Origin of the sequence: Pseudomonas sp. Irchel 3A5 (assembly GCF_900187575.1) — a bacterium.
Taxonomy (GTDB): domain Bacteria; phylum Pseudomonadota; class Gammaproteobacteria; order Pseudomonadales; family Pseudomonadaceae; genus Aquipseudomonas; species Aquipseudomonas folii.
On the sequence record NZ_FYDU01000003.1, the window covers coordinates 77987 to 104507 of the forward strand.

Below are 26521 nucleotides of genomic sequence, written 5' to 3' on the forward strand. Positions count from 1 at the left end.
CGTCAGGCGGCCTTTTTAGTGCGCGGCAGCAGAATCGCCATGATCCCCAGCAGCGGCAGGTACGAACACAGGTTGTAGACGAACAGGATGCCGTGGCTGTCAGCCAGATAACCCAGCAAGGCCGCACCGATCCCGCCAAAGCCGAACATCAGGCCGAAGAAGATCCCGGCGATCATGCCGACATTACCCGGCACCAGTTCCTGGGCGTAGACCACGATGGCAGAAAACGCCGAAGCCAGAATGAAGCCGATGATCACGCTCAACACGCTGGTCCAGAACAGATCGGCATAGGGCAGCGCGAGGGTGAACGGCGCAGCGCCGAGAATCGAGAACCATATCACCGCTTTACGGCCAATCCGGTCACCAATCGGACCGCCGAAGAACGTACCTGCGGCCACCGCTCCGAGGAACAGGAACAGGTACAGCTGGGAGTTAGCCACCGACAGGTCGAACTTCTCGATCAGGTAAAAGGTGAAGTAACTGGTGATGCTCGACATGTAGAAGAACTTGGAGAAAATCAGAAATGCCAGGACAACCAGCGCGCCAGTGACACGACCTTTCGACAGGCCATGACTCGCAGCCTGGCCTTGCTTGAGCTTGAACAGGTTCAAGTGCGTGCGATACCAGCGGCTGATGCCGTACAGCAAGCCTACGGAAAACAATGCGATCAGGCCGAACCAGGCCACATGACCCTGACCGAACGGAATAATGATCGCCGCCGCCAGCAAAGGGCCAAGCGCTGAACCGGTGTTGCCGCCCACCTGAAAGGTTGACTGCGCCAGCCCAAACCGTCCCCCCGACGCCAGCCGCGCGATGCGTGAGGCTTCGGGGTGAAAGGTCGAAGAGCCGATACCAATCAAGGCCGACGCCAGCAGAATCATCGGGAAGCTGCCCACCACGGACAGCATCAGAATGCCGATCAAGGTACACAGCGAACCGACTGGCAATACCAGCGGGTTAGGATGGCGGTCGGTGTAGTAACCCACCCACGGCTGCAACAGCGATGCAGTGATCTGGAACGTCAGGGTAATCAGGCCGATCTGCGTAAAGGTCAGGCCGTAGCTTTCCTTGAGCAGCGGGTAGATCGACGGCAGCACCGCCTGAATCAAGTCGTTGACCAGATGCGCCAGTGCCACAGCACCGATGATGCGCATGACCAACGGGCTGCTGGTGCTGGTTGTCGGGGGAGTTGCAGCGGGAATTGCGCTGGTGGAGGCGTTGCTTACGTCCATGGAGTTCATCCGCGAAGCTATTGGATGTGCCACGACCCGGTTATTGCAAGATATGTCAGCGGCACAAGGTCCGCCAATGTGCCATTTTTTGGGGCATGGCCGCTACATTTTGTTGCGGGAAATCTGGTTTTGCATGCCTGATTCGGTAGGAGCTGCCGAAGGCTGCGAAGCATTCATCCCGACACACCTCAATCGCAGCCTTCGGCAGCTCCTACAGAAAATGCATTTCAATTCAGTCGCTGTATTTCCTTTTGCAGGAGCCAGTCAAGCCGTAGCCCCAACAGACACGCCCTTCTCCCCCGTCGGCACATCGTGCAGCGATATTCGCGAGGTCTCCGGCAAGGCCAGGCCGCCCGCTAGTGCCAGCAACGCAACCGCGATCAGGTAGAACGCAGGGGACAAGTTGCTTCCAGTGGTCGTGATCAGCCACGTCGCCATCAACGGCGCGGTGCCGCCAAAGATGGTGTACGCCATGTTGTAGGTGATCGCCGAAGCGGTATAGCGCGTGCGGGTCGGAAAGGTTTCCGAGAGCAGCGCGGCCGTCACCACGCCACACAGTACCGCGCCGACTGCCAGCAGCATCACACCCACGATAGACGCCGCGAACGAGCCGGAACTGGCCATCAGGAATGACGGAAAGACCACCACGATCAACAGCGCACAAGCGCTCATGACCGTCACGCGGCGCCCGACCTTGTCGGAATACAACCCGGCCAGCGGGCAAATAGCGGCGGCGAAGAGCAACGCGATCAACGACACCAGCAACGCCGCCGCACGGCTCAGACCACCCGCCACTTGCAGATAAGTGGCGAAGTAGGTGGTGAACATATAGAACGACAACGCCGTCAGCGACACGAATGCGCCCAGGCAGCAGATTGCCGCGCCGTGGTTGCGCAGGGTTTCCTTGAGGGGCGAATGGGCGACGTCATGCTCCTGTGTCACGGCCTGGAATGCCGGCGTCTCGTCCAGCTTCCAGCGCAGATACAGACCGACCAGCCCCAAGGGTGCAGCAATCAGGAAAGGCAATCGCCAGCCCCAACTGCCCATGGCTTCCGGCGTCAGTGACGCTTCAAGGGCGTAAGCGACTACCGCTGCTGCGGCGAACGCGGAAAAGGTCGAGACCGGGACAAAGCTGCCGTACCAGGCGCGTTTGTCGCTGGGCGCATGCTCCATGAGATAGGCGCAGGCACCGGCGTATTCGCCGCCCGCTGAAAAACCCTGCGCACAACGGATGACCGTCAACAGAATCGGCGCCATCACGCCAATTGCCGCGTAAGTGGGCAATAGGCCAATCAATGTCGTGGCTGCGGCCATCAATAGAATGGTCATTGCCAGGGTGCGTTTACGGCCGATCCGGTCGCCAAGCATGCCGAAGAAGATCCCGCCCAAAGGCCGGAATGCAAAGGCCACTGCGAATACTGCGAACGTTTTCAGCAGCGCTGCACTGGCGTCGCCGCTGGGAAAGAACTGCTGGGCGATAGCCGTGGCGAGAAAACCATAAACAGCGAAGTCGAACCATTCGACGAAATTGCCGATGGCGGCGGCGACAATCACTTTTCTCAGCGTTTTCGGGCTGACTTGCTCTGTAGCGGCGCTTGTCATGCTGGACCTCGACATTTCATCAGGAAGCTATCGATTATCGGGACAGTCACTGGGACGGCTCACTCTGAAAGTGTCATCCGCGTAGTCAGGACCGACCCCACCGCTGTTCGATAGCGCATGATTCATGCCAGAGGCTTTGGATCAATGATTACAAGCCCATCGCGCGTCGCCCTTGCAGGCCGCCGGTGTGGACGAAAATCAGCCGCGTGCCCGCCTGAAAACGCCCGGCGACTACCTCATCGTGCAGGGCCATCAGCGCCTTGCCGGTGTACAGCGGTTCGAGGGGGATGCCGCTTTGGGATTCACTGGTAGCGATGAAATCCAGCAGGTGCTGATCGGTTTTGGCAAAGCCGCCACGGGAGGCGCTGATGAGAATGTAGCCATCGGTACGAGCGAACTTGTTCGCGAGGCGGTGTGTCAGGCTAGACGCTTCGCGAACAAGTTCGCTCCTACCGGTTTTGCGATGCTCCAGAATTGCCGCGACATTCTGCTCAACCCCATGATCATCCGGCACCGCCATGGCACCATGCACCGGATGCGCGCCCTCCTCGGCCAGGACCAGACCCGCCAGCGTTGTACCCGTCCCGGCAGCCAGCCACCAACCGTGATAATCACTCCATCCCAGGTCGCTCAGTTGCTCGCGCACCCTCTTCAGCAACCCGGCACAACCCAGCGCGCCGGGCAAACCTCCGCCGCCTTCCGGGATCGGGTAGAAATCAGGGTATTGCGTCAGCCACGACGACCAGAAGTCAGGTTCATGCCGTGCGCGATAACCGGCGTAGCCAAGCCAGTGCAGCTGCATGCCGAACGCCTGTAGATCAATGGTGGTTGGCGTCTCCACAGCATGACCACGCAACAGACCGACCGTGGCAAAACCAAACCGCTTGCCCGCAGCGGCCAACGCATGCAGATGATTGGAATGCGCGCCGCCCAGACTGATAACGCCTTTCGCAGTCACCTCACTGGCGGCCGCCAGGTGATGGGCAAGCTTGAACCACTTGTTGCCACTGATCAGCGGATCGATGAGGTCCAGGCGCAGTACCGCAACCTCGACACCGGCACTGACGAGCCAAGGCAGATTGAGCCGTTGGAGCGGCGCGTTGGGTTGCCAGTGGATGGGGCTGATAGACACGAGGATGGGGCCGCTGAACGAAGTGCGGGAGTTTAGCATTGCCTCGATAAATTCAGCCTTGTGTCAATCTGTAGATTCTATGTGCGCCCGCAAGCTGGTTGACGACGTGGGACCGGCTTTAGCCGGGAAGGCGGTATTTCTGCTGATGGAAATTCAACGTCTGTCCCGGCCTCTTCCCGGCTAAAGCCGGTCCCACGTCATCAGTGAATTCTGTGAGCGGAGCTTGATTGCTTTTTTAAAGTGAGACCGAGTGAAGCCCTACAACCCCGCCGCCAACCTTGAACCCTGATCAATGGCCCGCTTGGCATCCAGCTCCACCGCGACATCTGCGCCTCCGATAAGGTGCACGGCTTGCCCCGCCGCAACCAGCCCGTCGTAAAGCTCACGCAATGGGTCCTGCCCGGCGCAGATTACGATGTTGTCCACCGGCAACACTTTCTCTTCACCTTCGCCGATACGGATGTGCAGACCGGCGTCGTCAATGCGCAGGTATTCGACACTGTTGAGCATCTGCACCTGTTTGTTCTTCAGGCCGGTACGGTGAATCCAGCCGGTGGTTTTGCCCAGTCCGTCGCCGACCTTGGACGCCTTGCGCTGCAACAGGAACACCTGACGCGCCGGGGCATGCAGCTCCGGTTTGATCCCCGCCACGCCACCGCGCGCTTCAAGATGGGTATCGATGCCCCATTCTTTCCAGAACGCGGTTCGGTCCAGACTGGTGGAAATGCCCTGATGCACCAGGAACTCCGACACATCGAAGCCGATACCGCCCGCACCAATCACCGCAACGCTCTGTCCTACCGGTTTGCGTTGCAGGATCACGTCGAGATAACTCAACACCTTGGGATGATCGATGCCCGGAATCGCCGGGGTGCGTGGCGCAATACCAGTGGCCAGGATCACCTCGTCGTAACCGGCGCCCAGCAAGTCCTCAACGGCGACACGCGTATTGAGCCGCACATCAACGCCCGTGGTTTGCAGCTTGCGCGCGAAGTAACGCAAGGTTTCGTAAAACTCTTCCTTGCCCGGCACCCGCTTGGCGATGTTGAACTGGCCGCCGATCTCGGCTGCGGAATCGAACAAGGTCACGTGATGACCACGCTCGGCAGCCACTGTAGATGCCGCAAGGCCCGCAGGACCGGCACCAATCACAGCGATTTTCTTGCTTTGGTGCGTCGGGATGTAATTCAGTTCGGTCTCATGACAGGCACGCGGGTTGACCAGGCAACTGGTCAGCTTGCCGCCAAAGGTATGGTCCAGACAGGCCTGGTTGCAGCCGATACAGGTGTTGATTTCATCAGCACGCCCCGCCGCGGCCTTGTTGACGAACTCTGGATCCGCCAGAAAAGGGCGCGCCATGGAGACCATGTCGGCGTCGCCTTCGCTGAGAATCTGCTCGGCGACTTCCGGCGTGTTGATGCGGTTGGTAGTGATCAGTGGAATGCCCACCGAACCACGCAGCTTGGCAGTGACTTTACTGAAAGCCGCGCGCGGCACCTTGGTCGCAATGGTCGGGATACGTGCTTCGTGCCAGCCGATACCGGTATTGATGATGGTCGCACCGGCCTGCTCAATGGCTTGAGCCAATTGCACGATCTCTTCCCATGTGCTGCCGCCTTCCACCAGATCCAGCATCGACAAACGAAAGATAATGATGAACTCGGCACCCACGGCTTCGCGAACTCGGCGAACGATTTCCACCGGCAAACGCATGCGGTTTTCGTAGCTGCCGCCCCAGCGATCTGTGCGGTGGTTGGTGTGGGCCGCCAGAAACTGATTGATGAAGTAGCCTTCGGAACCCATGACCTCCACGCCGTCATACCCGGCGCTTTGGGCCAGCGTCGAGCAGGTGACGAAATCGGCGATCTGCTTTTCGATCCCCGCTTCGTCCAGCTCGCGAGGTTTGAAAGGATTGATCGGCGCCTGAATGGCGCTCGGGGCAACCTGATTCTTGCTGTAGGCATAACGTCCGGCATGAAGGATTTGCAGACAAATCTTGCCGCCCGCTGCATGCACCGCCTGAGTGACCACGCGATGCTGCTCAGCCTCTTCAACCGTGGTCAGCTTGGCCGCACCGGTGTAAACACCGCCCTCTTCATTGGGGGCAATACCGCCCGTGACCATCAACCCCACACCGCCCGTCGCCCGCTCGGCAAAATACACCGCCATGCGTTCAAAACCGCCCGGCTTCTCTTCCAGGCCGGTGTGCATCGAGCCCATCAGGGTGCGGTTGCGCAACGTGGTAAAGCCCAGGTCCAGCGGGGCAAGCAGGTGCGGGTAATGAGCGGCGGCCATAGAAACTCCATCGAACTGTCACGGGATGCGACCGCCTGAGGCAGCCGTCAATTATTCAGACCTTGGTGGCCTGTTCATTGCGCAACAGTAAAGACGAGCTTCGCGGCCTGCTCAATGACCGTAAGTGACAAGTTGATGATTTAAACGTGCAGCCATGGTCCGAACTATCGTTGAATCGCCCCCTTGAGCTCTCCTGGCGGCATGGCTTTTCAGTAGATTGATAAGCGATGGCATCTGAACTGCAAGCAAATGAACGCCACAGCCATTCCAGCAAGACAATTTCACGGAGGATCGAATCATGCAGTTTCGTAACTACCTGCGAATATTCACCCTGCTCACAGCGTTCAGCCTTGCCCTCGCCACAGTCTCCACGCCGGCCTGGTCAGCCACCAAAAGTGCAAAGCGCGGCATCGCCTACGACATAGCCTCACCTGCGGACTTGAGTGCTTTGTCCTCGGGAATTAGCTGGTGGTACAACTGGAGCCCAAAGCCCCACGACCGGCTCGCCGCCTATAACTATTCGTCCACCTACGGGGTCGACTTCATCCCCATGGTCTGGAATGCCAATGTCGATGATGGGCAACTGAAACTCTACCTGCAGGCCCACCCGGATATCCGCTATTTGCTGGTGATCAACGAACCCAATCTCGTCGATCAGGCCAACATGACACCCGAGGCCGCCGCGCAATTCTGGCCAAGACTGGAACAGATATCCGCGCAGACCGGGGTAAAGCTGGTGGGCCCCGCAATGAACTGGGGAACGATGTCCGGTTATGGCGACCCGGTTGTGTGGCTTGATGCCTTCTACGCTGCGTATCGTGCGCAAAATCAGAATCGTGATCCGAAGATCGACTACCTGGCGTTTCATTGGTACGACTATGGGCTGTCAGGCATGCTCGACAGGCTGTCCAAGTATGGAAAACCATTTTGGGTCACTGAGTTCGCCAACTGGCACTCACCGATTGATGGGGTCCAGATCGACACGCTTGAAAAGCAAAAACAGCAAATGACAGAGATGGTGGCGGTCTGCGAGAACCGCGCGGATGTGTTTCGGTATGCCTGGTTTACGGGTCGGATGAATGAGGACCCGCACTTTTCAAGCCTGTTGAACGAAGAAGGAAGGCTGACAGAACTGGGTCAGCACTATATTTCACTGCCCTTCAATCAGTAACGCCATCGGGACTTGATGCATAGCCAGGCCAATCAGAACCGCACTGGATGTCGGGTGGTGTTCATCGCGTCCTTGACCATCAGGGACGCTGCACCGATCTCGGTCAGCCCGCTGATGATGTGCTGGGTGTAGGGAAAAGCAGGATCTGCATCCAGCACCCGCTCCGACACCAACAGCCCTTCGTTCACGAGCACATCGATCGCCAACACACAGCGCACGATGGATGGAACGCTTGGTTGACGGCGCACCAACTGCATGTAGATCTGCCCACACGTCAGCTTTCGTGGCTTGCTCTCGCCAGACTTTCCCTCACTGAGCAGCCAGACCGCTTTTAAAATCGCCAGATCTAACGCGACAGGGTCTGTGAGCTCCGGGATTAACCCGGCCTCATGAGACAGAAAGGAACTCGCTCGGGATGTCACAGATAAACCTCTGAATACCATTAGCCTGAAAACCCGCCCTTGTTCACACCGTGGGTTTTCTCGCCTGCTGGAATGAGCAACGTGGCATGCACACCCTATGTGCCAACGCGACATGAAGGGATTCCCTTATGACCCGACCACTTTAACACCGCTCAAAACAGAGCTTAAGCTCTGTTTTGATAAAAGATTTTTTGTAGCTAAAAAATTATAAAATACAGATTTTAAAACCGTTATTTCTAATAAAATAATCAAAAAACACCAACAAAATCTATTTTTTTAAAAACCATTAGATCGATATATTTAAATATATAACTGCAATATTTTGCCGCCATAGAACTTTAAGCTCACACTGCGGACTTACTGTCGCAGCCTGTAGTAAACCTCCACGCGCTGACACTTCCTCGTTACCTACCTCTATTTGGAGATTCTCCCGATGGCTAGAAGCTTGCTGCCTCTTGCTGCCATTTTTCTGATGGGCTTCACCACACTTTCTGTATCAGCCGCCGAAAACAAAAATCCCCTGCCCTCGACATCGAGCGATGTGCGCGTGGAAGTCGAGGCCAAACGCGAGCAGATCACCGGAGCCGAAAGCGCCACGAAAAGCCAGTCAACCGGTGCCCAACGCGTGCTGGATGCCCCAGTCGTCACCGACGATGCCCCTGCGACCGATGACGAGAAATGAGTCTTCGTTTGATACGCAGCACACCCCCTATCGAACGAATTCAGGAGTAGCTCCATGTCCATGATCAAACAAGGCTTAGGCCTGAGTCTGCTTGCGTTGAGCATTGCTCAGGCAGGCACCGTAATGGCTGTCACCCCGATGACGGGCAATGAGGTCGAAGCGCGGGTTGGCGCGATGCTCGACAACATGACCCAGTCGGAAAAAATCAACTTCTCGCGCGTCGATGACGGACGCATGATTCCCAAGCTGGACAAATTCAACCTGCAAGGCACCGTCGCCTATGACTCGGCGATGGGCGTGCTGGTAGGCGGCAAGACCTTTGGTGCGCAGTACCCGTCACCGTCGGCACTGGCCGCAACGTGGAGCATCAACCGGGCCAAGGAATTCGGTCTCGCGATTGGCTATGAAACCCGGATCGCTGGCGGTCAGCAAATGCTGTCTCCGGCCATCAACCTCTATCGCACCCCGTTCAACGGGCGCTCCGCTGAGTACATGAGTGGCGAAGATCCATTCCTCGGCGCAGTGCTGGCTCCGGCCGTTACCAACGGTATTCAGGTGCAGGGCGTCCAGTCTGCCGCCAAGCACTACCTGATGAATGAGCAAGAGGCGAACCGGCACTATCTGGACGTCAAAATTGACGAGCGAGCGATGCAGGAGCTGTATCTGCCCGGCTTCGAGTCGCTGGTCAAGAACTCGAACATTGCCTCGATCATGTGCGGTTACAACAAGATCAACGGCGAATATGCCTGTGAGAACCATCACCTGATCACTGACATCCTGAAAGGCCAATGGGGCTTTCAGGGCAACGTGATGAGTGACTTCAACTCGGTGCAGGACGCGTTCAAAGGCGCTTGGGCAGGCACCGATATCGACATGCCAAGCGGCCTGCAATTCACTGAAGCCAAGCTGCTGCCCTATGTCTGGAACGGCCAGTTGCATCAGAGCGTCATCGACGACAAAGTCCGCCGGAATCTCAGGGCACTGGTCAGCTACGGCTTTGATAAAGGCATCAACAAGGCTCAGCCTCTTGAGCACCGCGAGTACGGTCAACTGGCTGCGCTGAACGTGGCGAGGGAGTCGATTGTGCTCCTGCGCAACGAACCTGTAGACGGACAGAAGCCCCTGCTGCCGTTGCCGAAAACGGCAAAGATCGCTGTCATTGGCGACCTGGCGATGCAGGCACCGACTGCGCCATTCGGCACCGCTTACTCAGCGCCTGCCAGCTATGTGACCGAACTCAGCGGCCTCAAGCAGCTGGCGTCGAGCACCAGCAATGTCGATTACCTGCCGCAAATGAGCCTCGATCCGAAGTCGTCGGTCTGGTATAAGCCGAGCAGCGGTAAAGGCAAAGGTAAGGAGGCCATCAGCAACACAGGCGTGAAAGCCGAGTACTACGCCAACACCACGCTGTCCGGTGACCCTGTTGCGACCCGTATCGAACCGGGCCTCAACCTGAGCTGGATCACCAACACCAACGTCACCGACAGCGGCACCAGCGCGGTAACCGGCTACAACCCGGCAGCGGGTGCATTCTCGGCTCGCTTCACCAGCAAGATCAAACCCACCATCACCGGCCCGCACGTCTTCAAAGTCCGTGCCGATGGCGCCTACAAGCTTTGGATCAACGACGAGCTGGTGGTTGAGGATGAAGACAAGCAGGTTTCATTCGACCTGATTCCTGTGGTGCCACGTACCGTCAAGACTGTCGCGCTGAAAGCCGGCACCGAGTACAACGTGCGCCTGGAATATCGTCGCCTCAAAGGCAATTACACCCCGGTACTGGGTGGCATGAACGGCGTGCAACTGAGCTGGGCATCGCTGCGTCCGCCGACCAATCTGGCTGACTATGACGCAGTCGTGGTGGCGGCGGGCAGCAACTTCGAATACGAAGGTGAGTCCCTTGATCATCCGTTTGAACTGCCGCAATTTCAGTCCGAGCTGATCAGCTTCGTGCAGAGAGCCAACCCGAAAACCATCGTCGTGATGCACGGCGGTGGCGGTATGGACATGCAGCCGTGGGCAACCAAGGTCGCGGCTTCCCTGCATGCCTGGTTCCCGGGCCAACAAGGCGGTCAGGCGCTGGCAGAAATCCTGTACGGCAAGGTCAACCCGTCAGGCAAGCTGCCCATCACGCTGGACAAGAAAGTGCAGGATAACCCGAGCTTCGCCTCGTACTCCGACCCCGCACCGTACTACTTCAGCAGCCCTAACCCGCCGACTGAAATGACCTACAGCGAAGGCCTGTACCTCGGCTATCGCGGTTATGACAAGAACCACGCGAAGCCGCTCTACCCATTCGGTTTCGGCTTGTCTTACACGACCTATCAGTACAGCGATCTGAAGCTGTCGAGCAACGTTCTTGCTCCCGGCGCAACCATCAAGGCCACTTTCACCGTGACCAACACGGGCGACAAGCCTGGTTTCGAAGTGGCTCAGTTGTACGTGCAGCCTTCAAAGCCACAAGTTGATCGTCCGGAAAAAGAGCTGAAGGGTTTCTCCAAGGTCTATCTGAAGCCGGGCGAAAGCAAAACCGTGACGATCCCGCTGGACTCCCGCTCGTTCGCCTACTATTCGCCTGACGCTGTCAGCTGGATCGTAGACCCGGGCAAGTTCAAGGTTCTGGTGGGCAAAGACTCGGAAGACCTGGCGCTCAACCGCACCGTGGTTGCTTTGTATGGCGAGAAATTGTCGACGCGTGAATCCAACCCTCTCCCGATTCCGCTGCGCAACGCAGTTCAGGTCAAGCCAGAACAGGCTTACTGAGGAGGCTTGATCGGTGGCTTCTACAGCCACCGATCACCGACTATCAAACGGCCGTACTCAGTCGAGTCCGGCCGGCTTGAGATCCGAAGCCAGACGCTCAAGGTACCTGGCGAAGGCACGCTCAATCGGTACGTAATCCGGTGCGCGTAGCCATTGGATCTGCATCCCGTCCATCATCGAAGCAATCTCGAGACTGACCTGCTTCACATCCGTGTCCGAATGAATTTCGCCCGCCTCGATCAGCAGATTGAGATGAGCTTGAATATGGCCGTGCACAATCTCAAAGCGCTCGCTGAACCACCGATTGGCCGGGTGAGTAACGGACAGACTTTCTGTATTGATGATCATCAAAGCCTGACTGACGGCGGCGTCCTCGGTGCTGAACCTCATGATGAACTTCAGAAACGCTAAAAACCCGTCCAGTGACGCCACCTCATCAGCTTCCTGCAAGCGGCTGGCGACGTATTGATCCCGATGCTGCAGCACGGCGTGCAACAGGGCGAGCTTATTGGGAAAGTGATGAAGCAACCCAACTTGCGATATGCCCGCGACCTTGGCAACGTTAGTCAGCGTTGCGCCCGCAAATCCATCCCTGGCAAAAATAACCATGGCGGCCTGGATAATTTCCAGTTTGCGTATATCCCCCTTGGGGATATGGCGACGCTTGGGAGGCGCGGCAGGGTCAGGTAGGGAAGTATTTTTTGGCATTTGAATAGCACTGTCCGTTGCGCAAATATGAAACTTGTCAGCGTGTGGGTTTTGCGCTGAAGCGTTCACTTACAGGCCAAGCAGTGCCCATAGAGAATTTTCCGAAACCTGATCAGCGATGCATCAATGAATTCAACTCTACGCCAGGGCTGCACGGGTAAAAGCCTCGGCAACTGCATGTAGATCATGTCGGCGGCGGAACATACCATGTGCCTTTGAAGCTGACAAATAACCCACGTTCGCGATACATGACCACAAAGGACTGCCATCCATGGATACACCCAAGGTTCGAATCACAGGCGAACATCTTCTGTCGGATAACTGGTATCTGCTGAAAAATATCGAATTCGAAATGCAACGCCGGGACGGCAGTTGGCAGGCACTGACCCGGGAAGTGTACGACAGGGGCAACGGCGCCACGATCGGCCTCTACAACCTGGCAAAACGGACTGTCATTCTTACCCGGCAATTTCGCATCCCGGCCTTCGTCAACGGGCATGACGGTTACTTGATCGAAGCGGCTGCAGGCCTGCTGGATAACGCGAGTCCTGAAGAGCGAATCCGCCTGGAAGCCGAAGAGGAAACCGGCTATAGGGTCAAATCGGTGCGCAAGATCTATGACGCGTTCATGAGCCCGGGCTCAGTGACTGAACGCCTGCATTTCTTTGTCGGCGAATACCAGCCGGAAGATCGCATCAATGACGGTGGTGGACTGGCCGAAGAAGGTGAGGACATCGAAGTGCTGGAGCTGCCGTTCGATCGGGCGCTGGAGATGGTCGACGACGGCCGGATCATGGACGGTAAGACCATCATCCTCCTGCAGTACATCAAGCAACTCATGCCCCCCTCTTCCGGCCTGATGATTCTGGTGGCAGGCCCCTACCGCTCGGGCACCGGTGATGATCCCGCTTTGCTGGCAGCCAATGTGCAGGCCATGCAAGCAGCCGCTGCAGAACTACTGAGTGCCGGGCACTTCCCGGTGGTGGCCGAATGGGTGGCGTTACCTTTGGTGCAAATGGCAGGCTGCAGAAGCATCGGTGACGAAGTGTTCCAGAAGCATTTTCATGAATACGCGAAAAAGCTTCTGCAACGCTGTGACGGCGTATTGCGCATCGGTGGATCGTCAGAGGGCGCGGACCTGATGGTTGAGCTGGCCCAGCAGCAAGGGCTGGCGGTGTATCGCAGCCTTGATGAGGTTCCAGATATTCAATAAAGGGCTGAAAACATCGGGCCTGTAGGAGCTCACGGAAGTTACGAGGCCAGCTATTGCGGCGTGTCTGACACACCGCTGTCGCAGCCTTCGGCAGCTCCTGTCAAAAATATAACTACATAAATAAAATGCGTTTTTTGTGGGAGCGGTGCTTGCCCGCGATAAAGGCGACGCGGTCTGAAAGGATACAACGCGGTGTTCTTATCGCGGGCAAGCACCGCTCCCACAGAACCGGCGCAATCCGCAGAACCGGCCGGGCGATGTTCCTAAACAATCACCTCCTGCCGATACTCAAGCGGCGTACAGCCAAACTCACGACGGAATACGGTGTGCAGGTACTGCGCGGATTTGAAACCGCAACTGCGTGCCGTGTCTGCAATGGTCGAATCGGTGTTCTTCAGCCCGCTGGCCGCTGCATCGAGTTTGAAGCGCAGGATTTCGTCATGCACGCTGCAGCCCCGAGCCTGGCGAAAGTGCGATTCCAGCGATGAGCGCGACACACCTACATAAGCCGCGACTTGTGCGGTCTTGATGCCTTGGCAAGCGTATTGGCGGATGAACAGCAGCGCCTGCATCACGTAGGGATCACCCAACGGTTGATGCAGGCTCGATACCTGGACGTTGATCGAATCCGGCGGAATCAGAATGTGCGTGCCCTTGGCTGGCATGCCGTGCAGCATCTGATGCAGCAACTGCGCTGCGGTGCGCCCCATGGTTTCGGTGCCTTGGCTAACAGAGCTCAGCGGCACGCGGGTCAGGCTGCGAGTGAGAGGATCGTTATCGATACCGATTAGCGCCACCTGCTCCGGAACGGGAATCCCGGCGGTCAGGCAAGCCTGCAGTAATTGACGCGCGCGGGCGTCACTGACGGCAATAATTCCGATGGGTTTGGGCAAGCTTTGCAGCCAGGCGATCTGCTGTTCGACAGCGCTGTTCCAGAGCGGCGCACTGGTGCCCATGCCGCGATAGATCTCCCCCTGCAGCCCATCGCGCTGCATCAGTATGCGAAAGGCTTTCTCTCGCTCCTGAGCCCAGCGATTGGCTTGCGCTTCGGGCAGGCTGAAGCAGGCAAAACGAGTCAGCCCCGCTTCAATAAGGTGCTCGTACGCCAGCGTCATCAACGCCTGATTATCGGTGGCGACGTAAGGGATGCCTCGCGGATAGTCCCCCTCGTTTTGATAAGAGCCGCCGACCGCCACCACCGGCAACCTGATCCCGGCCAGCGCCTCGCCGATCATAGGGTCATCGAAGTCGGCAATGATCCCGTCGCCCTGCCAGCGCTCGATACCTCTCAAGCGGCAGAGAAAATCTTCTTCCAGAAACAAATCCCAGGAGGCGCGGGTACTGCTCAGGTAGTTGCCGATACCGCTGATGATGCCGCGGTCGTAGATCTTGCCGCCGTTGAACAACAGTGCAACGCGGTGAACAGGCGGTACAGTTTTCATTGTTATTGTCCTGGGCCAGCCAGCGGTTATCGAAACAGACTAGGCGCGCGGACGCAGAATCTCAATACGCAAAATCGCACTCCGGGTTGACGTTTTTCATAATCGGCAGCAACAGGGCCGTTGCTAGTATCGAGGCACCGAAAAGAACGATCGATTAGAGCAACCGATAAAAACAACAAGGACATTGCGAATGCCATATTTCCCCGATATAGACCGAATTCGCTACGAAGGCCCTGACAGCGATTCCCCCCTCGCCTTTCGCCACTATGATGCGAACAAAATCATCCTGGGCAAACCGATGCGCGAGCACCTGCGCATGGCGGCCTGCTACTGGCACACCTTCGTCTGGCCGGGCTCCGATGTGTTCGGCGCAGGCACCTTCAAACGCCCATGGCAGCGCCCCGGCGACCCGCTGGAAGTGGCGATGGGCAAGGCCGAGGCAGCGTTCGAATTCTTCACCAAGCTGGGCATCGACTATTACTGCTTTCACGACACCGATGTCGCCCCGGAAGGCAGCTCGCTTAAGGAATACCGCAATAATTTTGCGCAGATGGTCGATCATCTGGAGCGCCATCAGCAGCAAAGCGGCATCAAGCTGCTGTGGGGAACCGCCAACTGCTTCAGCAACCCACGCTTTGCCGCTGGCGCTGCGAGCAACCCTGATCCGGAAGTCTTCGCCTGTGCCGCTGCGCAGGTGTTCAGCGCCATGAACGCAACCCAGCGACTCGGCGGCGCCAACTACGTGTTGTGGGGTGGTCGCGAGGGTTATGAAACCCTGCTCAATACCGACTTGAAACGCGAACGCGATCAGCTGGGGCGCTTTATGCGCATGGTGGTTGAGCACAAGCACAAGATCAATTTCAAAGGCGATCTGTTGATCGAGCCCAAGCCGCAGGAACCCACCAAGCATCAATACGATTACGACTGCGCCACCGTGTTTGGCTTTCTGCAGCAGTTCGGCCTGGAAAACGAGATCAAGGTCAACATTGAGGCCAACCACGCGACCCTGGCCGGTCATAGCTTCCATCACGAAATCGCGACGGCCGCCTCTTTAGGGATTTTCGGCAGTATCGACGCCAACCGCGGTGACCCGCAAAACGGCTGGGACACTGACCAGTTCCCCAACAGCGTCGAGGAAATGACCCTCGCCACTTACGAAATCCTCAAAGCAGGCGGATTCAAGAACGGCGGCTTCAACTTTGATTCCAAGGTCCGCCGGCAAAGCCTCGACGAAATCGATCTGTTCCACGGTCATGTTGCGGCGATGGATGTCCTCGCTCTGTCCCTCGAACGCGCTGCGGCCATGCTGCAGAACGACCGGCTCCAGCAATTCAAGGACCAACGCTACGCGGGCTGGCAGCAGCCATTAGGCCAGGGAGTGTTAGCGGGCGAGTTCACCCTCCAGTCTCTGGCTGAACATGCGTTCACCCAGGAACTGAATCCGCAAGCCGTGAGCGGAAGGCAGGAAATGCTCGAAAACGTCGTCAATCAGTTCATCTATCGCTGACTGCAATCAAGGGCCACAGGCGCAGCAACCCGGTTACATTCGCGCGACAAATCTGTGCTCGTGGCGCCTTGCGAGTCTCTACAGTTCTACCAGCACGATATCTATCGTCAGGCAGTGGCTTCAAAAAAGTGTCTTCGAACAACAATAAAAGGACGCACCATCATGAACAGTTTTAAACGCACGCTGTTGGTTGGCGCTTTGGCGCTGCTTTCAATTCCGGCCATGGCCGACCCTGCCCATCCGAAAATCGGTTTCTCCATTGATGACCTGCGCCTGGAGCGCTGGTCCCGCGACCGCGATTACTTTGTCGCCGCAGCGGAAAAAATGGACGCCAAGGTCTTTGTACAATCCGCCGACGCCAATGAGCAAAAGCAGATTTCACAGATCGAGAACCTCATTTCTCGTGGGGTAGATGTCATTGTGATCGTGCCTTTCAACGCCACCGTGCTGACCAACGCGGTTGCCGAAGCGAAGAAAGCCGGTATCAAGGTCGTGTCCTATGACCGGTTGATTCTCAATGCTGACATCGACGCTTACATCTCCTTCGATAACGAAAAGGTCGGTGAGATGCAGGCAAGTGGCGTGCTGAAAGCGGCGCCCAAGGGCAATTACTTTTTGCTCGGTGGCGCTCCGACGGACAACAATGCAAAGGTGCTGCGCGAAGGCCAGATGAAGGTGCTACAGCCGGCAATCGACAAGGGTGATATCAAAATCGTCGGTCAGCAGTGGGTGAAAGAGTGGAACCCGACTGAGGCCCTGAGCATTGTCGAAAACGCCCTGACCCGTAACGACAACAAGATCGACGGCATCGTTGCCTCCAACGACGCCACCGCAGGCGGTGCCATCCAGGCACTGGCCGCGCAGAAGCTGGCGGGCAAGGTGCCGATCTCGGGTCAGGACGCTGACCTCGCAGCGGTCAAACGTGTGATCGATGGCACGCAGACCATGACCGTCTACAAGCCGCTGAAACTCATTGCCTCCGAGGCCGCCAAGCTCTCGGTGCAACTGGCGCGCAACGAGAAACCCACCTACAGCTCTCAGTACGACAACGGCAGCAAGAAAGTCGACACAATCCTGCTCACGCCGACCCCGTTGACCAAGGACAACATCGATCTGCTGGAAAAGGACGGGTTTTACACCAAGGCGCAGATTGACGGGAAGTGATCCGGACGCGCAGAACTAAGTCCTTTGGACGCTAAACGTTAGACCTGTAGGAGCGCACGAGCACCGCGAGGCCGCGATGGCGGTGTATCAGGCAGAACGCCATCGCGGCCTCGCGGTGCTCGTGCGCTCCTACAGGTTAATGGCTGCAGTCCGCACCCGCTTATTTTGAGCACTCGCCATGTCCGAATATCTGCTGCAAATGAATGGCATCGTCAAAACGTTCGACGGGGTAAAAGCCCTCAATGGCATTGATATCAAGGTCAGGCCCGGGGAATGTGTCGGGCTGTGTGGCGAGAATGGCGCGGGAAAATCCACGCTGATGAAAGTGCTGTCGGCGGTCTATCCGTTCGGTACCTGGGAAGGCGAAATCCTCTGGGACGGCCAGCCGCTCAAGGCGCAGTCGATCAGCGAAACCGAAGCTGCCGGGATCGTCATTATTCACCAGGAACTGACCCTGGTGCCGGACCTGTCAGTGACCGAGAACATCTTCATGGGCCATGAGCTGACATTGTTCGGCGGGCGTATGAACTACCCCGCCATGACCCGCCGCGCCGAAGCCCTGATGCGCGAACTGAAAGTCCCGGACATGAACGTCTCATTGCCGGTTTCCCAATACGGCGGTGGCTATCAGCAACTGGTGGAAATCGCCAAGGCGCTGAACAAGCAGGCGCGACTGTTGATCCTCGATGAGCCCTCATCAGCGCTGACCCGCTCGGAAATCGAGGTCCTGCTGGATATCATCCGCGACCTCAAGTCCAAGGGCGTTGCATGCGTCTATATCTCCCACAAGCTCGATGAAGTCGCGGCTGTGTGCGACACCATTTCAGTGATCCGTGACGGCAAACACATCGCCACCACTGCGATGGCAGACATGGACATTACCCGGATCATTACCCAGATGGTCGGGCGGGAAATGAGCAACCTGTATCCCACCGAACCCCATGACATTGGTGAAGTGATTTTCGAGGCGCGCCATATCACCTGCTACGACGTCGACAACCCGAAACGCAAACGGGTCGACGACATTTCGTTCGCCCTCAAGCGTGGCGAGATACTCGGTATAGCCGGGCTGGTCGGCGCCGGTCGCACGGAGCTGGTCTCGGCGTTGTTTGGCGCCTATCCCGGCCGCCACGAGGGCGAAGTCTGGCTGGACGGCAAACTGATCGACACGCGCACGCCGCTGAAATCCATTCGCGCCGGCCTGTGCATGGTCCCCGAAGACCGCAAGCGCCAAGGCATCATTCCCGATCTGGGAGTCGGCCAGAACATTACCCTGGCCGTGCTGGACGCTTACTCCAGGCTGACCCGCATTGACGCCGAAGCCGAGCTGGACAGCATCGACAAGGAGATCTCGCGCATGCACCTCAAGACCGCGAGCCCGTTCCTGCCGATCACCAGCCTGTCGGGCGGCAATCAGCAAAAAGCCGTTCTGGCAAAAATGCTGCTGACCAAACCCCGCGTGCTGATTCTCGATGAGCCCACCCGTGGCGTGGATGTGGGCGCCAAGTACGAAATCTACAAATTGATGGGAGCGCTGGCGGCTGCGGGCGTGTCGATCATCATGGTGTCTTCGGAGCTGGCTGAAGTGCTCGGTGTCTCCGACCGGGTGCTGGTCATTGGCGAAGGTCAACTGCGCGGAGACTTCATCAACCACGACCTCACTCAGGAGCAGCTACTCGCCGCCGCACTCAGTCAAACCGCCGACCCTAACAACAATAATGATCGGAAGTCCGCGTAGATGAATCAGGTCAAACAGCTCTTCACACGCTACAAAATGCTTGCGCTGGTCATCGCCGTGGCGGTCATCTGGCTGTTCTTCAGTTGGCAGACCGACGGTGGATTTCTGACCCCGCGCAACCTGTCCAACTTACTGCGGCAGATGTCGATCACCGGGATTCTTGCCTGCGGCATGGTGCTGGTGATCATCAGTGGCGAGATCGATTTGTCCGTGGGCTCGTTACTTGGGCTGCTCGGTGGACTGGCGGCCATTCTTGACGTGGTCTATCACATCCCCCTGCTGGCAAACCTCAGCCTTGTCGCGTTGTGCGGGCTGATGATCGGCCTCGCCAATGGCTACATGACCGCTTACCTGCGCATCCCGTCTTTCATCGTCGGACTGGGCGGCATGTTGGCGTTTCGCGGCATTCTGCTGGGCATCACCGGCGGCACGACCATCGCCCCGGTATCGCCGGAACTGGTGTACGTCGGGCAAGGCTATCTGCCGCATTCAGTTGGCACCGGGCTGGGCATCGTGCTGTTCGCACTCACGCTGTATCTGACCTGGAAGCAACGCCGCAATCGCGCCGTCCACGGTCTCGCTGCGCATTCACTGGTGCGAGACGTCTTGCGCGTGGTGTTGATCGGCGCGGTGCTGGCCGGATTCGTCCAGACCCTCAACAGCTACGACGGCATCCCCGTGCCGGTGCTGCTGTTGCTAGTTTTGCTGGGTGTATTCAGCTACGTCACCACCCAGACAGTCTTCGGCCGACGGGTCTATTCAGTGGGCAGCAACATGGAAGCGACGCGACTGTCCGGCATCAACGTGCAGGCCGTGAAACTGTGGATATTCGGCATCATGGGCGTGATGTGCGCCCTCGCCGGCATGGTCAACACCGCACGCCTGGCGGCCGGTTCGCCTTCTGCCGGAAGCATGGGCGAACTCGACGCCATCGCCGCCTGCTTCATCGGCGGCACCTCAATGCGCGGTGGCTCCGGCACCGTCTACGGAGCACTTCTCGGTGCACTGGTGATCACCAGTCTGGACAACGGCATGTCCATGCTCGACGTGGACAGCTACTGGCAGATGATCGTCAAGGGCAGCATTCTGGTGCTGGCGGTTTGGGTGGATGTCAGTACCCGGACGGGGCGGCGTTGATTGGAGAGCAGAGCCTGTCTCGAATATTGGAATTGCGCGGATCCTGTGGGAGCGGTGCTTGCCCGCGATAAGAGCACCGCAGATATCAGGTCTATTGCATTCAGACTTATCGCGGTCAAGCACCGCTCCCACAGGTTCTGCGCAATGTCGTAGGACCGGCTTTAGCCGAGAGGAGGCCGGTACAGGCGCTGAAAATGGGTCGTCTGAAATACCGCTTTCCCGGCTAAAGCCGGTCCCACGTCGCATATCAGCTTGCGGGGAACATAGAATCTCCCACACAGGGATCGCGCTTCAATTCTTACCGGTCGAGCGCTTTGCCTAGTCCCCTAAAAACCCGCCTTCTCACGCTTCATCTGGGTCACCAGCGTGAAGCGGTCATCGGGGTGAACGGTTTCGGAAACCACCATCACCTTGCCTTCCTCATCACGGTACTGGCGCAGGATTTTCAGACCGGGCGCCCCCGTTTCAGCATTCAGATTTTTGGCGATTTCAGGTGTCAACAATACCGCTCGTACTTGCTGATCAACCACATCGATGTGCCGACCGAAATGCTGTTCAATCAACGCTGCAATCAGCTCATCCGGATGCTGTTTCGCCAGTTCGATGACCTCTGCATAGATGTCTAGGGCATAAACATCAGTCCAGCAAAGTGGCGCGCGCAAGTTCTCCTGATCAACCCGGATACTTGAGACGCAAAAGTAATGCTCGCCGGGCTCCAGGCCGAGGCGTCGGGCCTGTGCAATGTCGGCCACAAAATGACTCACATCCTGAATGCTACGAACCTGGGTTTCAGCCAGATGCGCCAGGTCGGCGACCGACGCCAGGGACTGTGAATACCCCCCTCTTGGCGTCGCCGCTTCGACGCGAGTGCCCACTCGTTTGCGGCGCGAAACAAGTCCCTGATTTTGCAGTTGCGTGATAGCAGCACGCACGGTGTGGCGGCTGACCTCATACAACTCGCAGAGCTCGAATTCAGTCGGCAGTAGCGTGCCGACGGGATAACGACCGCTGGCAATTCCCTCGATCAGGTCCTTTGCAACAACGGCATAGCGTGTCTGGCTCATACCTTCGATCAGTCCCGGCTTTTCACAGTGTTGACAGTGTATCAGCGCAAGCGTAAGAATTATGTACGAACATATTAAATATGTACGGCCAATAACAACATAATAGGAATGCTTTCATGTCTAGTACCGTCTTCGATTCCGCTCTTTTCCGCGACATGTTCGGCACCGCTGAAATGCGCGGCGTGTTTTCCGACAAGGCTTTGATCGAACGCTACATCGAAGTAGAAGTGGCATTGGCACGTGCCGAAGCTCGCTGCGGCGTGATTCCTGGGCAGGCCGCCGAGCAGATCGCCGAACTCGCCACCTACGAATCCCTCGACCTCGCGTTGATGCAGCACGAAACCGAAATCGTTGGTTATCCGATTCTTCCGCTGGTTGAACAACTGTCGAAAACCTGCGGCGAAGCCGGTCGCTATGTGCATTGGGGTGCGACAACCCAGGACATCATGGACACCGCCGTGGTCCTGCAGGTGCGTGCGGCCCTGGCCATTGTCGAGCGCGACATTCAGGCCGTACGTGGTTTACTCGCTGACCTCGCGAAACGCTACCGTGATACGCCGATGGCTGGCCGTACTCACTTGCAACACGCGCTGCCCATTACCTTCGGCTACAAGTGCGCGGTGTGGCTGAGCATGTTTGATCGCCACGCCGAGCGTCTGGTCGAGCTGCGTCCGCGAGTGGAAATCGGCCAGTTCGCTGGCGCAGCAGGCACCCTCGCCTCACTGGGCGACAAGGGCCTGGATGTGCAGGAAGCGTTGATGGACGAGTTGGGTCTTGGCGTGCCTCAGGCCACTTGGCATGTTGCCCGTGATGGCCTGGCGGAAACCCTGAACTTCCTCGGTCTGGTCACAGGCTCACTGGGCAAGGTGGCGCTGGACGTCATGATGATGATGACCAGCGAGCTGGGCGAAGTGTACGAACCATTCGTCAAAGGTCGTGGCGCCAGCAGCACCATGCCGCAAAAGCGCAACCCGATATCCTGCGAGTTGATGTATGCCGCGGCCAAAGGCGTTCGCCAGCACGCCGGGTTGATGCTCGATGCAATGATTCAGGATTTCGAGCGTTCCACCGGCCCGTGGCAGGCCGAGTGGATCGCAATTCCGGAAGCCTTCGCCCTGAGCGCTGCGTCTTTGGGCCAGGCCAAATTCATGTTGGCCGGTCTGGAAGTTCGCACCGAACGCATGCGCCAGAACCTCGACATGACTCAGGGCCTGATAGTTGCCGAAGCCGTGATGATGGGCCTCGCCCCGGCGCTGGGCCGTCAGGTTGCTCACGACGTGGTGTATGCCGCTTGCCGCATGGCCAACGATCAGGGCACCAGCCTGCTCGAAGCCCTGCTGGCGCAAGGTGAAGCGACAGCGCAACTGGATGTTGAAGAATTGAAGCGCCTCACCGACCCCGCCAACTACCTGGGCCTGGCACCACAAATGGTCGATATCGCCCTCGCCCGTCAGGGAGCCGTCAAACGCTGAACCCAATCAGGACGGGGCTCACCTTGTGTCACGCCCCGCTGCCCATTACTCGCTAATAAAAACAACGAGATTGCAGACATGTCCACGACTACAAAAAAACCGTTCTACCGGGACCTGACGTTTCAGGTTATTGCTGCCATGGTGCTGGGCATCGCGTTCGGCTTTCTGGCACCGGAGCTGGCAGCGAAGTTCAAGATTCTGGGCGATATATTCCTCAAGCTGATCAAGACCGCTGTTGCGCCGCTGGTGTTTTTCACCGTGGTCCACGGCATTGCTTCGGCCGGTGATATCAAACGGGTCGGCAAGGTGGGTTTGCGGGCACTGATCTATTTTGAAGTGGTGTCCACCCTCGCGTTGGCCATTGGCCTGATCTGGGGCAACCTGCTGCAGATTGGCTCCGGCATGCATGACGCGCACCCAAGCAGCGCCACCGCAGCCGCCGCCAGCGCCGCTGTCGCCAAGGGCCATGGCCCGACTTCGACCATGGATTTCATCTACGGTATTTTCCCGGACAACTTCGTCGGCGCATTCGCGGGCGGACAACTGCTGCAAGTGCTGGTGATTTCGGTGCTGTTCGGCTTTGCTTTGCTGGCCCTCAAGCCTGAACGTCGTGAAGTGATCGAAGAAGGCCTGAGCCGTATCTCTGAATGCTTCTTCGAATTCATCAACCTGATCATGAAGTTCGCGCCACTGGGTGCGTTTGGTTCGGTGGCCTATGCAGTAGGCAGCAACGGCACTGCGGTACTCATGTCGTTGGCTAACCTCGTTTTGATGTTCTACGTCGCCATCGCCTTCTTCATCTTTGTGGTATTGGGCATTGTGTGCCGGATTGCCGGCTTCAGCCTGTGGCGCTTCCTCAAGTACATCAAGGACGAGGTCTTCATCGTGCTGGGTACGGCTTCCTCGGAAAGCGCGCTGCCACGTCTGCTGCAAAAACTGGAGAAATTCGGTTGTTCCAAACAAAGCGTTGGCCTGGTATTGCCCACTGGCTATGCGTTCAACCTGGACGGTACGTCGATCTACATGTCGCTGTGTGTGCTGTTTATCGCGAATGCTTACGGGGTGCCTCTGAGCTGGGAACAACAGTTGGGGATGATCGCGATCATGCTGGTGACGTCCAAGGGCGCAGCAGCGGTATCGGGCGGTAGTTTCGTAGTGTTTGCGGCCACCGTCACCGCCATTGGCGTGTTACCTGCCGAAGGTCTGGCGCTGCTGTTCGGGGTATACCGCTTCATGTCCATGGCCATCGCCACTTGCAACACCATCGGTAACAGCGTTGCTACGGTCGTGGTGTCGAAGTGGTCGGGGGAGTTCACCGAACAGACGGCGAAAGCGGAATACACGCGAGTGCTGGGACGCAGTCCCCAGGCAGCACTTTAGATAAGCCTGAATGCCTTCAAAACTTATGCTTCTTTTGCCGGGGCACGCTTTCGCCCCGGCGCCTGTTTATTCCACTCGTTACAAGACGAATCAGTTGACGCGACACGCTGAAGAGGCAGCACGAAGATGTTTATTCAACGCGCCCCCAACTCCCGAATATTCGCCTTCAACTCCTGAAAGTCATACTCGGACAAGCCGACATAATCGAGTACCAGGTGGCTGATGGAGTTCCACTCGTGATCGGCGCTTTCCTTGCCCAATATCCGGTAGGACTCGCAGATGTGTTCGGCCATTTTCAGAATCGACAGCAGATTCTTGACCTGACTGTGCTGCCCCGAGTCATCACTGAATACTGCGTAGGCATTGTGATGCCGGGCGATGGTCGTTGACATGTGTTCCGGCAACCGCCAGGCCTTGGCGGTGTAGTAACCCACTACGGCGTGATTGGTATTGAAGGCTTTGTTTTCCACGTCGACGATGCGTTGCTGATCACTGGCACCTGCGTACCCCTGCTCCAGCACCGTCATGTAGCCCGGAAATTTCTTGTACATCAGCGGCACGCCGCAATCATGGAACAAGCCCAGGGCGTAAGCTTCATCGACGGCCTGAGAGCCAAGCCGTTTGGCAAGCGCCAGGCACGTCATGGCGATGTCCTGCGCGGTGTCCCAGAAACGGTTGAGGGTCACGATGGACTCATCGTTCATGCCACCCCGAATGGACAAGCCGTTGACGATGTTGATCACCGAACGACTGCCCAACAGATTCACAGCACGCTGAATCGACGAAATCCGGTTGCTCAAACCGAAGTAGCTGGAGTTGACGATCTTGAGCAGCGCCCCTGCGATACCGGGGTCTTGAGAGATCAAGCGGGCAATCTCGGCCAGATCGGGGTCCGGCATGTACTGCTCGATCTGCAGGTCCACCAGAATCTGGGGTTGCGGCGGCACGATGATGCCCTGCAAGGCCTGTTTGACTTTCTCGTCGGTAAACTCGGTCTCTGATGACATACGCTTCCCTGAACACTCGCCCAATACGTGATATGGCCCGACTCTAGCGAATAGAAAAGACATTTGCGATGGGGTATTGCCCGATTGACAATGCCGCGCGCTGCTTACGGTGGTGATGGAACTGATACCCGTCGACGAAAACCCCTGCATTGATGGAAAAAAGTTCGTTAAGCCGTTGTTTTCCCGTAGTCTCGGCACACATAACCTTACACAGCCACCACTCGGGATTGTCAGCACTTCAATTTACCTATGCGTACATTTTTCACTATTGCCATTGGCTTCGTACTCACGGCTGCGCTTGTCGGCTACGGCTTCTGGACCGAGCAGCGCCCTGTGGGACATTACTTGTCCGACCTGCGAATCAAACTGGTGGTCGATGAAGGCCAGCCAGGTGAGCGCGGCAATTTGCTCGGCATTCAGCCGGAACTGTTCCCCGCCGATTATCAAAGTATCCAGCGCCTGCATCGCAAGCTTGCAGCCTATCTGCAACAGGCTCGCGAGCAGGGTTTGATCAACAGCCGAACCATCGTCGTGCTGCCCGAACATGTGGGCACCTGGCTGGTTGCCAGCGGCGAGAAAAATCAGGTTTATCAGGCCGCCAGCATGGATGAGGCGCTGACCTGGATATCCCTCAGCAACCCGCTGAAATTCCTCGGGGCAGTGCTCAGCGCCAAAGGTGACAACCGGCTCGACGACGCACACCTGCGCATGAAAGCCACCGGTATGGCCGAGCAGTATCAGACGCTGTTCGGTGGTCTGGCCAAAGAGTTCGGCATCACGCTGGTTGCGGGCTCCATCGTGCTGCCTGAACCGGCCATCGACAACGGGAAACTGAAGCTCGGCAGCGGCCCGCTCTATAACAGCAGCGTGACATTCGGCAGCGACGGCCAACCCATCGGCCAGCCGCAACGGCAGCTGTTTCCAATGGCTTATCAACGCCGCTATGTCCACCCGGCCACTGACCTGAATGTGTTCGACACTCCTGCGGGAAAACTGGGCATATTGATTGGCAGCGACAGCTGGTACCCCGGCAATTACGCCACTCTCAATAAACTGGGCGTCGAGCTGATTGCGGTGCCCGCCTTTGTCATTGGCACCGGCCACTGGGCCAGCCCGTGGCGCGGCTATCGCACGCCGGACCTGATCGGCGCAACAGGGCTGAACACTGGCAATATCACCGAGGGTGAAGCGTGGCAACGTCTGACCCTGACCAGCCACGCGCCACTCAGCACCGCGAGAGCAGGGGTCAGTGTGTTCATGCGTGGCCAGTTGTGGGATCAAGGCAGCTCGGGACACAGTTTCGCCAGTCGCGACGGCCAGCACATCGTCGAGCCATCGCCGGATGACAAGGCCCACCTGGGCGCGCGCCTGATCAATATCTGGTTATGAA

Annotated in this window: 20 protein-coding genes; 11 read left to right on the plus strand and 9 right to left on the minus strand. The window is 57.7% G+C overall.

Annotation, left to right across the window (positions count from 1 at the left end; all coding sequences use genetic code 11):
* Positions 1-2: 2 nt before the first annotated feature.
* From CKW31_RS05215 to CKW31_RS05230, 4 genes are all read right to left on the minus strand, one after another.
* Positions 3-1232 carry an MFS transporter gene (locus CKW31_RS05215; protein WP_095093346.1) on the minus strand — a complete coding sequence of 410 codons (1230 nt, stop codon included), beginning with the start codon at positions 1230-1232 and terminating at the stop codon, positions 3-5.
* Positions 1233-1496: 264 nt separating this feature from the next.
* Positions 1497-2834 (minus strand): MFS transporter, encoded by a 1338-nt coding sequence (locus CKW31_RS05220; RefSeq protein ID WP_095093347.1) that lies wholly within the window; start codon positions 2832-2834, stop codon positions 1497-1499.
* 148 nt (positions 2835-2982) lie between these two features.
* Positions 2983-4005, minus strand: a complete 1023-nt coding sequence (locus CKW31_RS05225) for a 1-aminocyclopropane-1-carboxylate deaminase/D-cysteine desulfhydrase (RefSeq protein WP_176469789.1) — start codon at positions 4003-4005, stop codon at positions 2983-2985.
* 219 nt (positions 4006-4224) lie between these two features.
* Positions 4225-6261 (minus strand): NADPH-dependent 2,4-dienoyl-CoA reductase, encoded by a 2037-nt coding sequence (locus CKW31_RS05230; protein WP_095093348.1) that lies wholly within the window; start codon positions 6259-6261, stop codon positions 4225-4227.
* A gap of 298 nt (positions 6262-6559) precedes the next feature.
* Here CKW31_RS05230 and CKW31_RS05235 point away from each other — a divergent pair, with 298 nt between their 5' ends.
* Positions 6560-7432: a glycoside hydrolase family protein gene (locus CKW31_RS05235; RefSeq protein WP_095093349.1), complete on the plus strand. Its 873-nt coding sequence runs from the start codon at positions 6560-6562 to the stop codon at positions 7430-7432.
* Between the two features lie 32 nt (positions 7433-7464).
* On the opposite strand, the gene CKW31_RS05240 is transcribed toward CKW31_RS05235, so the two are convergent.
* The gene (locus CKW31_RS05240) at positions 7465-7689 is read right to left on the minus strand and encodes a hypothetical protein (protein ID WP_246475612.1); all 225 of its coding nucleotides are present in this window, start codon (positions 7687-7689) and stop codon (positions 7465-7467) included.
* A 610-nt stretch (positions 7690-8299) separates the two neighbouring features.
* Here CKW31_RS05240 and CKW31_RS05245 point away from each other — a divergent pair.
* The gene (locus CKW31_RS05245) at positions 8300-8536 is read left to right on the plus strand and encodes a hypothetical protein (protein ID WP_371856689.1); all 237 of its coding nucleotides are present in this window, start codon (positions 8300-8302) and stop codon (positions 8534-8536) included.
* A 60-nt stretch (positions 8537-8596) separates the two neighbouring features.
* Complete coding sequence (locus CKW31_RS05250; RefSeq protein ID WP_095093617.1) at positions 8597-11299, plus strand: glycoside hydrolase family 3 protein; 2703 nt, start codon at positions 8597-8599, stop codon at positions 11297-11299.
* Positions 11300-11356: 57 nt separating this feature from the next.
* On the opposite strand, the gene CKW31_RS05255 is transcribed toward CKW31_RS05250, so the two are convergent.
* Positions 11357-12007 (minus strand): TetR/AcrR family transcriptional regulator, encoded by a 651-nt coding sequence (locus CKW31_RS05255; protein ID WP_095093351.1) that lies wholly within the window; start codon positions 12005-12007, stop codon positions 11357-11359.
* Between the two features lie 271 nt (positions 12008-12278).
* Between CKW31_RS05255 and CKW31_RS05260 the strand changes: the two genes are divergently transcribed.
* A complete protein-coding gene (locus tag CKW31_RS05260; protein ID WP_095093352.1) occupies positions 12279-13220 on the plus strand; it encodes an ADP-ribose pyrophosphatase in 942 nt (313 codons plus the stop codon).
* A gap of 263 nt (positions 13221-13483) precedes the next feature.
* Here the strand turns inward: CKW31_RS05260 and CKW31_RS05265 are convergent, their stop codons facing one another.
* Complete coding sequence (locus CKW31_RS05265; RefSeq protein WP_095093353.1) at positions 13484-14662, minus strand: XylR family transcriptional regulator; 1179 nt, start codon at positions 14660-14662, stop codon at positions 13484-13486.
* 190 nt (positions 14663-14852) lie between these two features.
* Here CKW31_RS05265 and xylA point away from each other — a divergent pair, with 190 nt between their 5' ends.
* The 4 genes from xylA (at position 14853) to CKW31_RS05285 (ending at position 20208) form a co-directional block, all read left to right on the plus strand.
* Complete coding sequence (gene xylA / locus CKW31_RS05270) at positions 14853-16169, plus strand: xylose isomerase (RefSeq protein ID WP_095093354.1); 1317 nt, start codon at positions 14853-14855, stop codon at positions 16167-16169.
* A gap of 162 nt (positions 16170-16331) precedes the next feature.
* Entirely contained in the window at positions 16332-17333 is a 1002-nt protein-coding gene (gene xylF, locus CKW31_RS05275) for a D-xylose ABC transporter substrate-binding protein (protein WP_095093355.1), read from the plus strand.
* Positions 17334-17511: 178 nt separating this feature from the next.
* The gene (gene xylG / locus CKW31_RS05280) at positions 17512-19071 is read left to right on the plus strand and encodes a D-xylose ABC transporter ATP-binding protein (protein ID WP_095093356.1); all 1560 of its coding nucleotides are present in this window, start codon (positions 17512-17514) and stop codon (positions 19069-19071) included.
* The gene (locus CKW31_RS05285; RefSeq protein WP_095093357.1) at positions 19072-20208 is read left to right on the plus strand and encodes a sugar ABC transporter permease; all 1137 of its coding nucleotides are present in this window, start codon (positions 19072-19074) and stop codon (positions 20206-20208) included. It begins immediately after the preceding gene.
* Positions 20209-20534: 326 nt separating this feature from the next.
* On the opposite strand, the gene CKW31_RS05290 is transcribed toward CKW31_RS05285, so the two are convergent.
* Positions 20535-21272, minus strand: coding sequence for a GntR family transcriptional regulator (locus CKW31_RS05290; RefSeq protein ID WP_095093358.1), 738 nt, complete (start codon positions 21270-21272; stop codon positions 20535-20537).
* Positions 21273-21388: 116 nt separating this feature from the next.
* Between CKW31_RS05290 and CKW31_RS05295 the strand changes: the two genes are divergently transcribed.
* Together CKW31_RS05295 and dctA are read left to right on the plus strand one after the other, a co-directional pair.
* Positions 21389-22744, plus strand: a complete 1356-nt coding sequence (locus CKW31_RS05295; RefSeq protein WP_095093359.1) for an adenylosuccinate lyase family protein — start codon at positions 21389-21391, stop codon at positions 22742-22744.
* Between the two features lie 78 nt (positions 22745-22822).
* A complete protein-coding gene (dctA, locus tag CKW31_RS05300; RefSeq protein WP_095093360.1) occupies positions 22823-24124 on the plus strand; it encodes a C4-dicarboxylate transporter DctA in 1302 nt (433 codons plus the stop codon).
* A gap of 134 nt (positions 24125-24258) precedes the next feature.
* Here dctA and CKW31_RS05305 read toward each other — a convergent pair whose 3' ends face one another.
* Positions 24259-25131: an HDOD domain-containing protein gene (locus CKW31_RS05305; protein WP_095093361.1), complete on the minus strand. Its 873-nt coding sequence runs from the start codon at positions 25129-25131 to the stop codon at positions 24259-24261.
* Between the two features lie 249 nt (positions 25132-25380).
* On the opposite strand from CKW31_RS05305, the gene CKW31_RS05310 reads away from it, so the two are divergent.
* Positions 25381-26520, plus strand: a complete 1140-nt coding sequence (locus CKW31_RS05310) for a carbon-nitrogen hydrolase family protein (RefSeq protein ID WP_095093362.1) — start codon at positions 25381-25383, stop codon at positions 26518-26520.
* Position 26521: the final 1 nt, after the last annotated feature.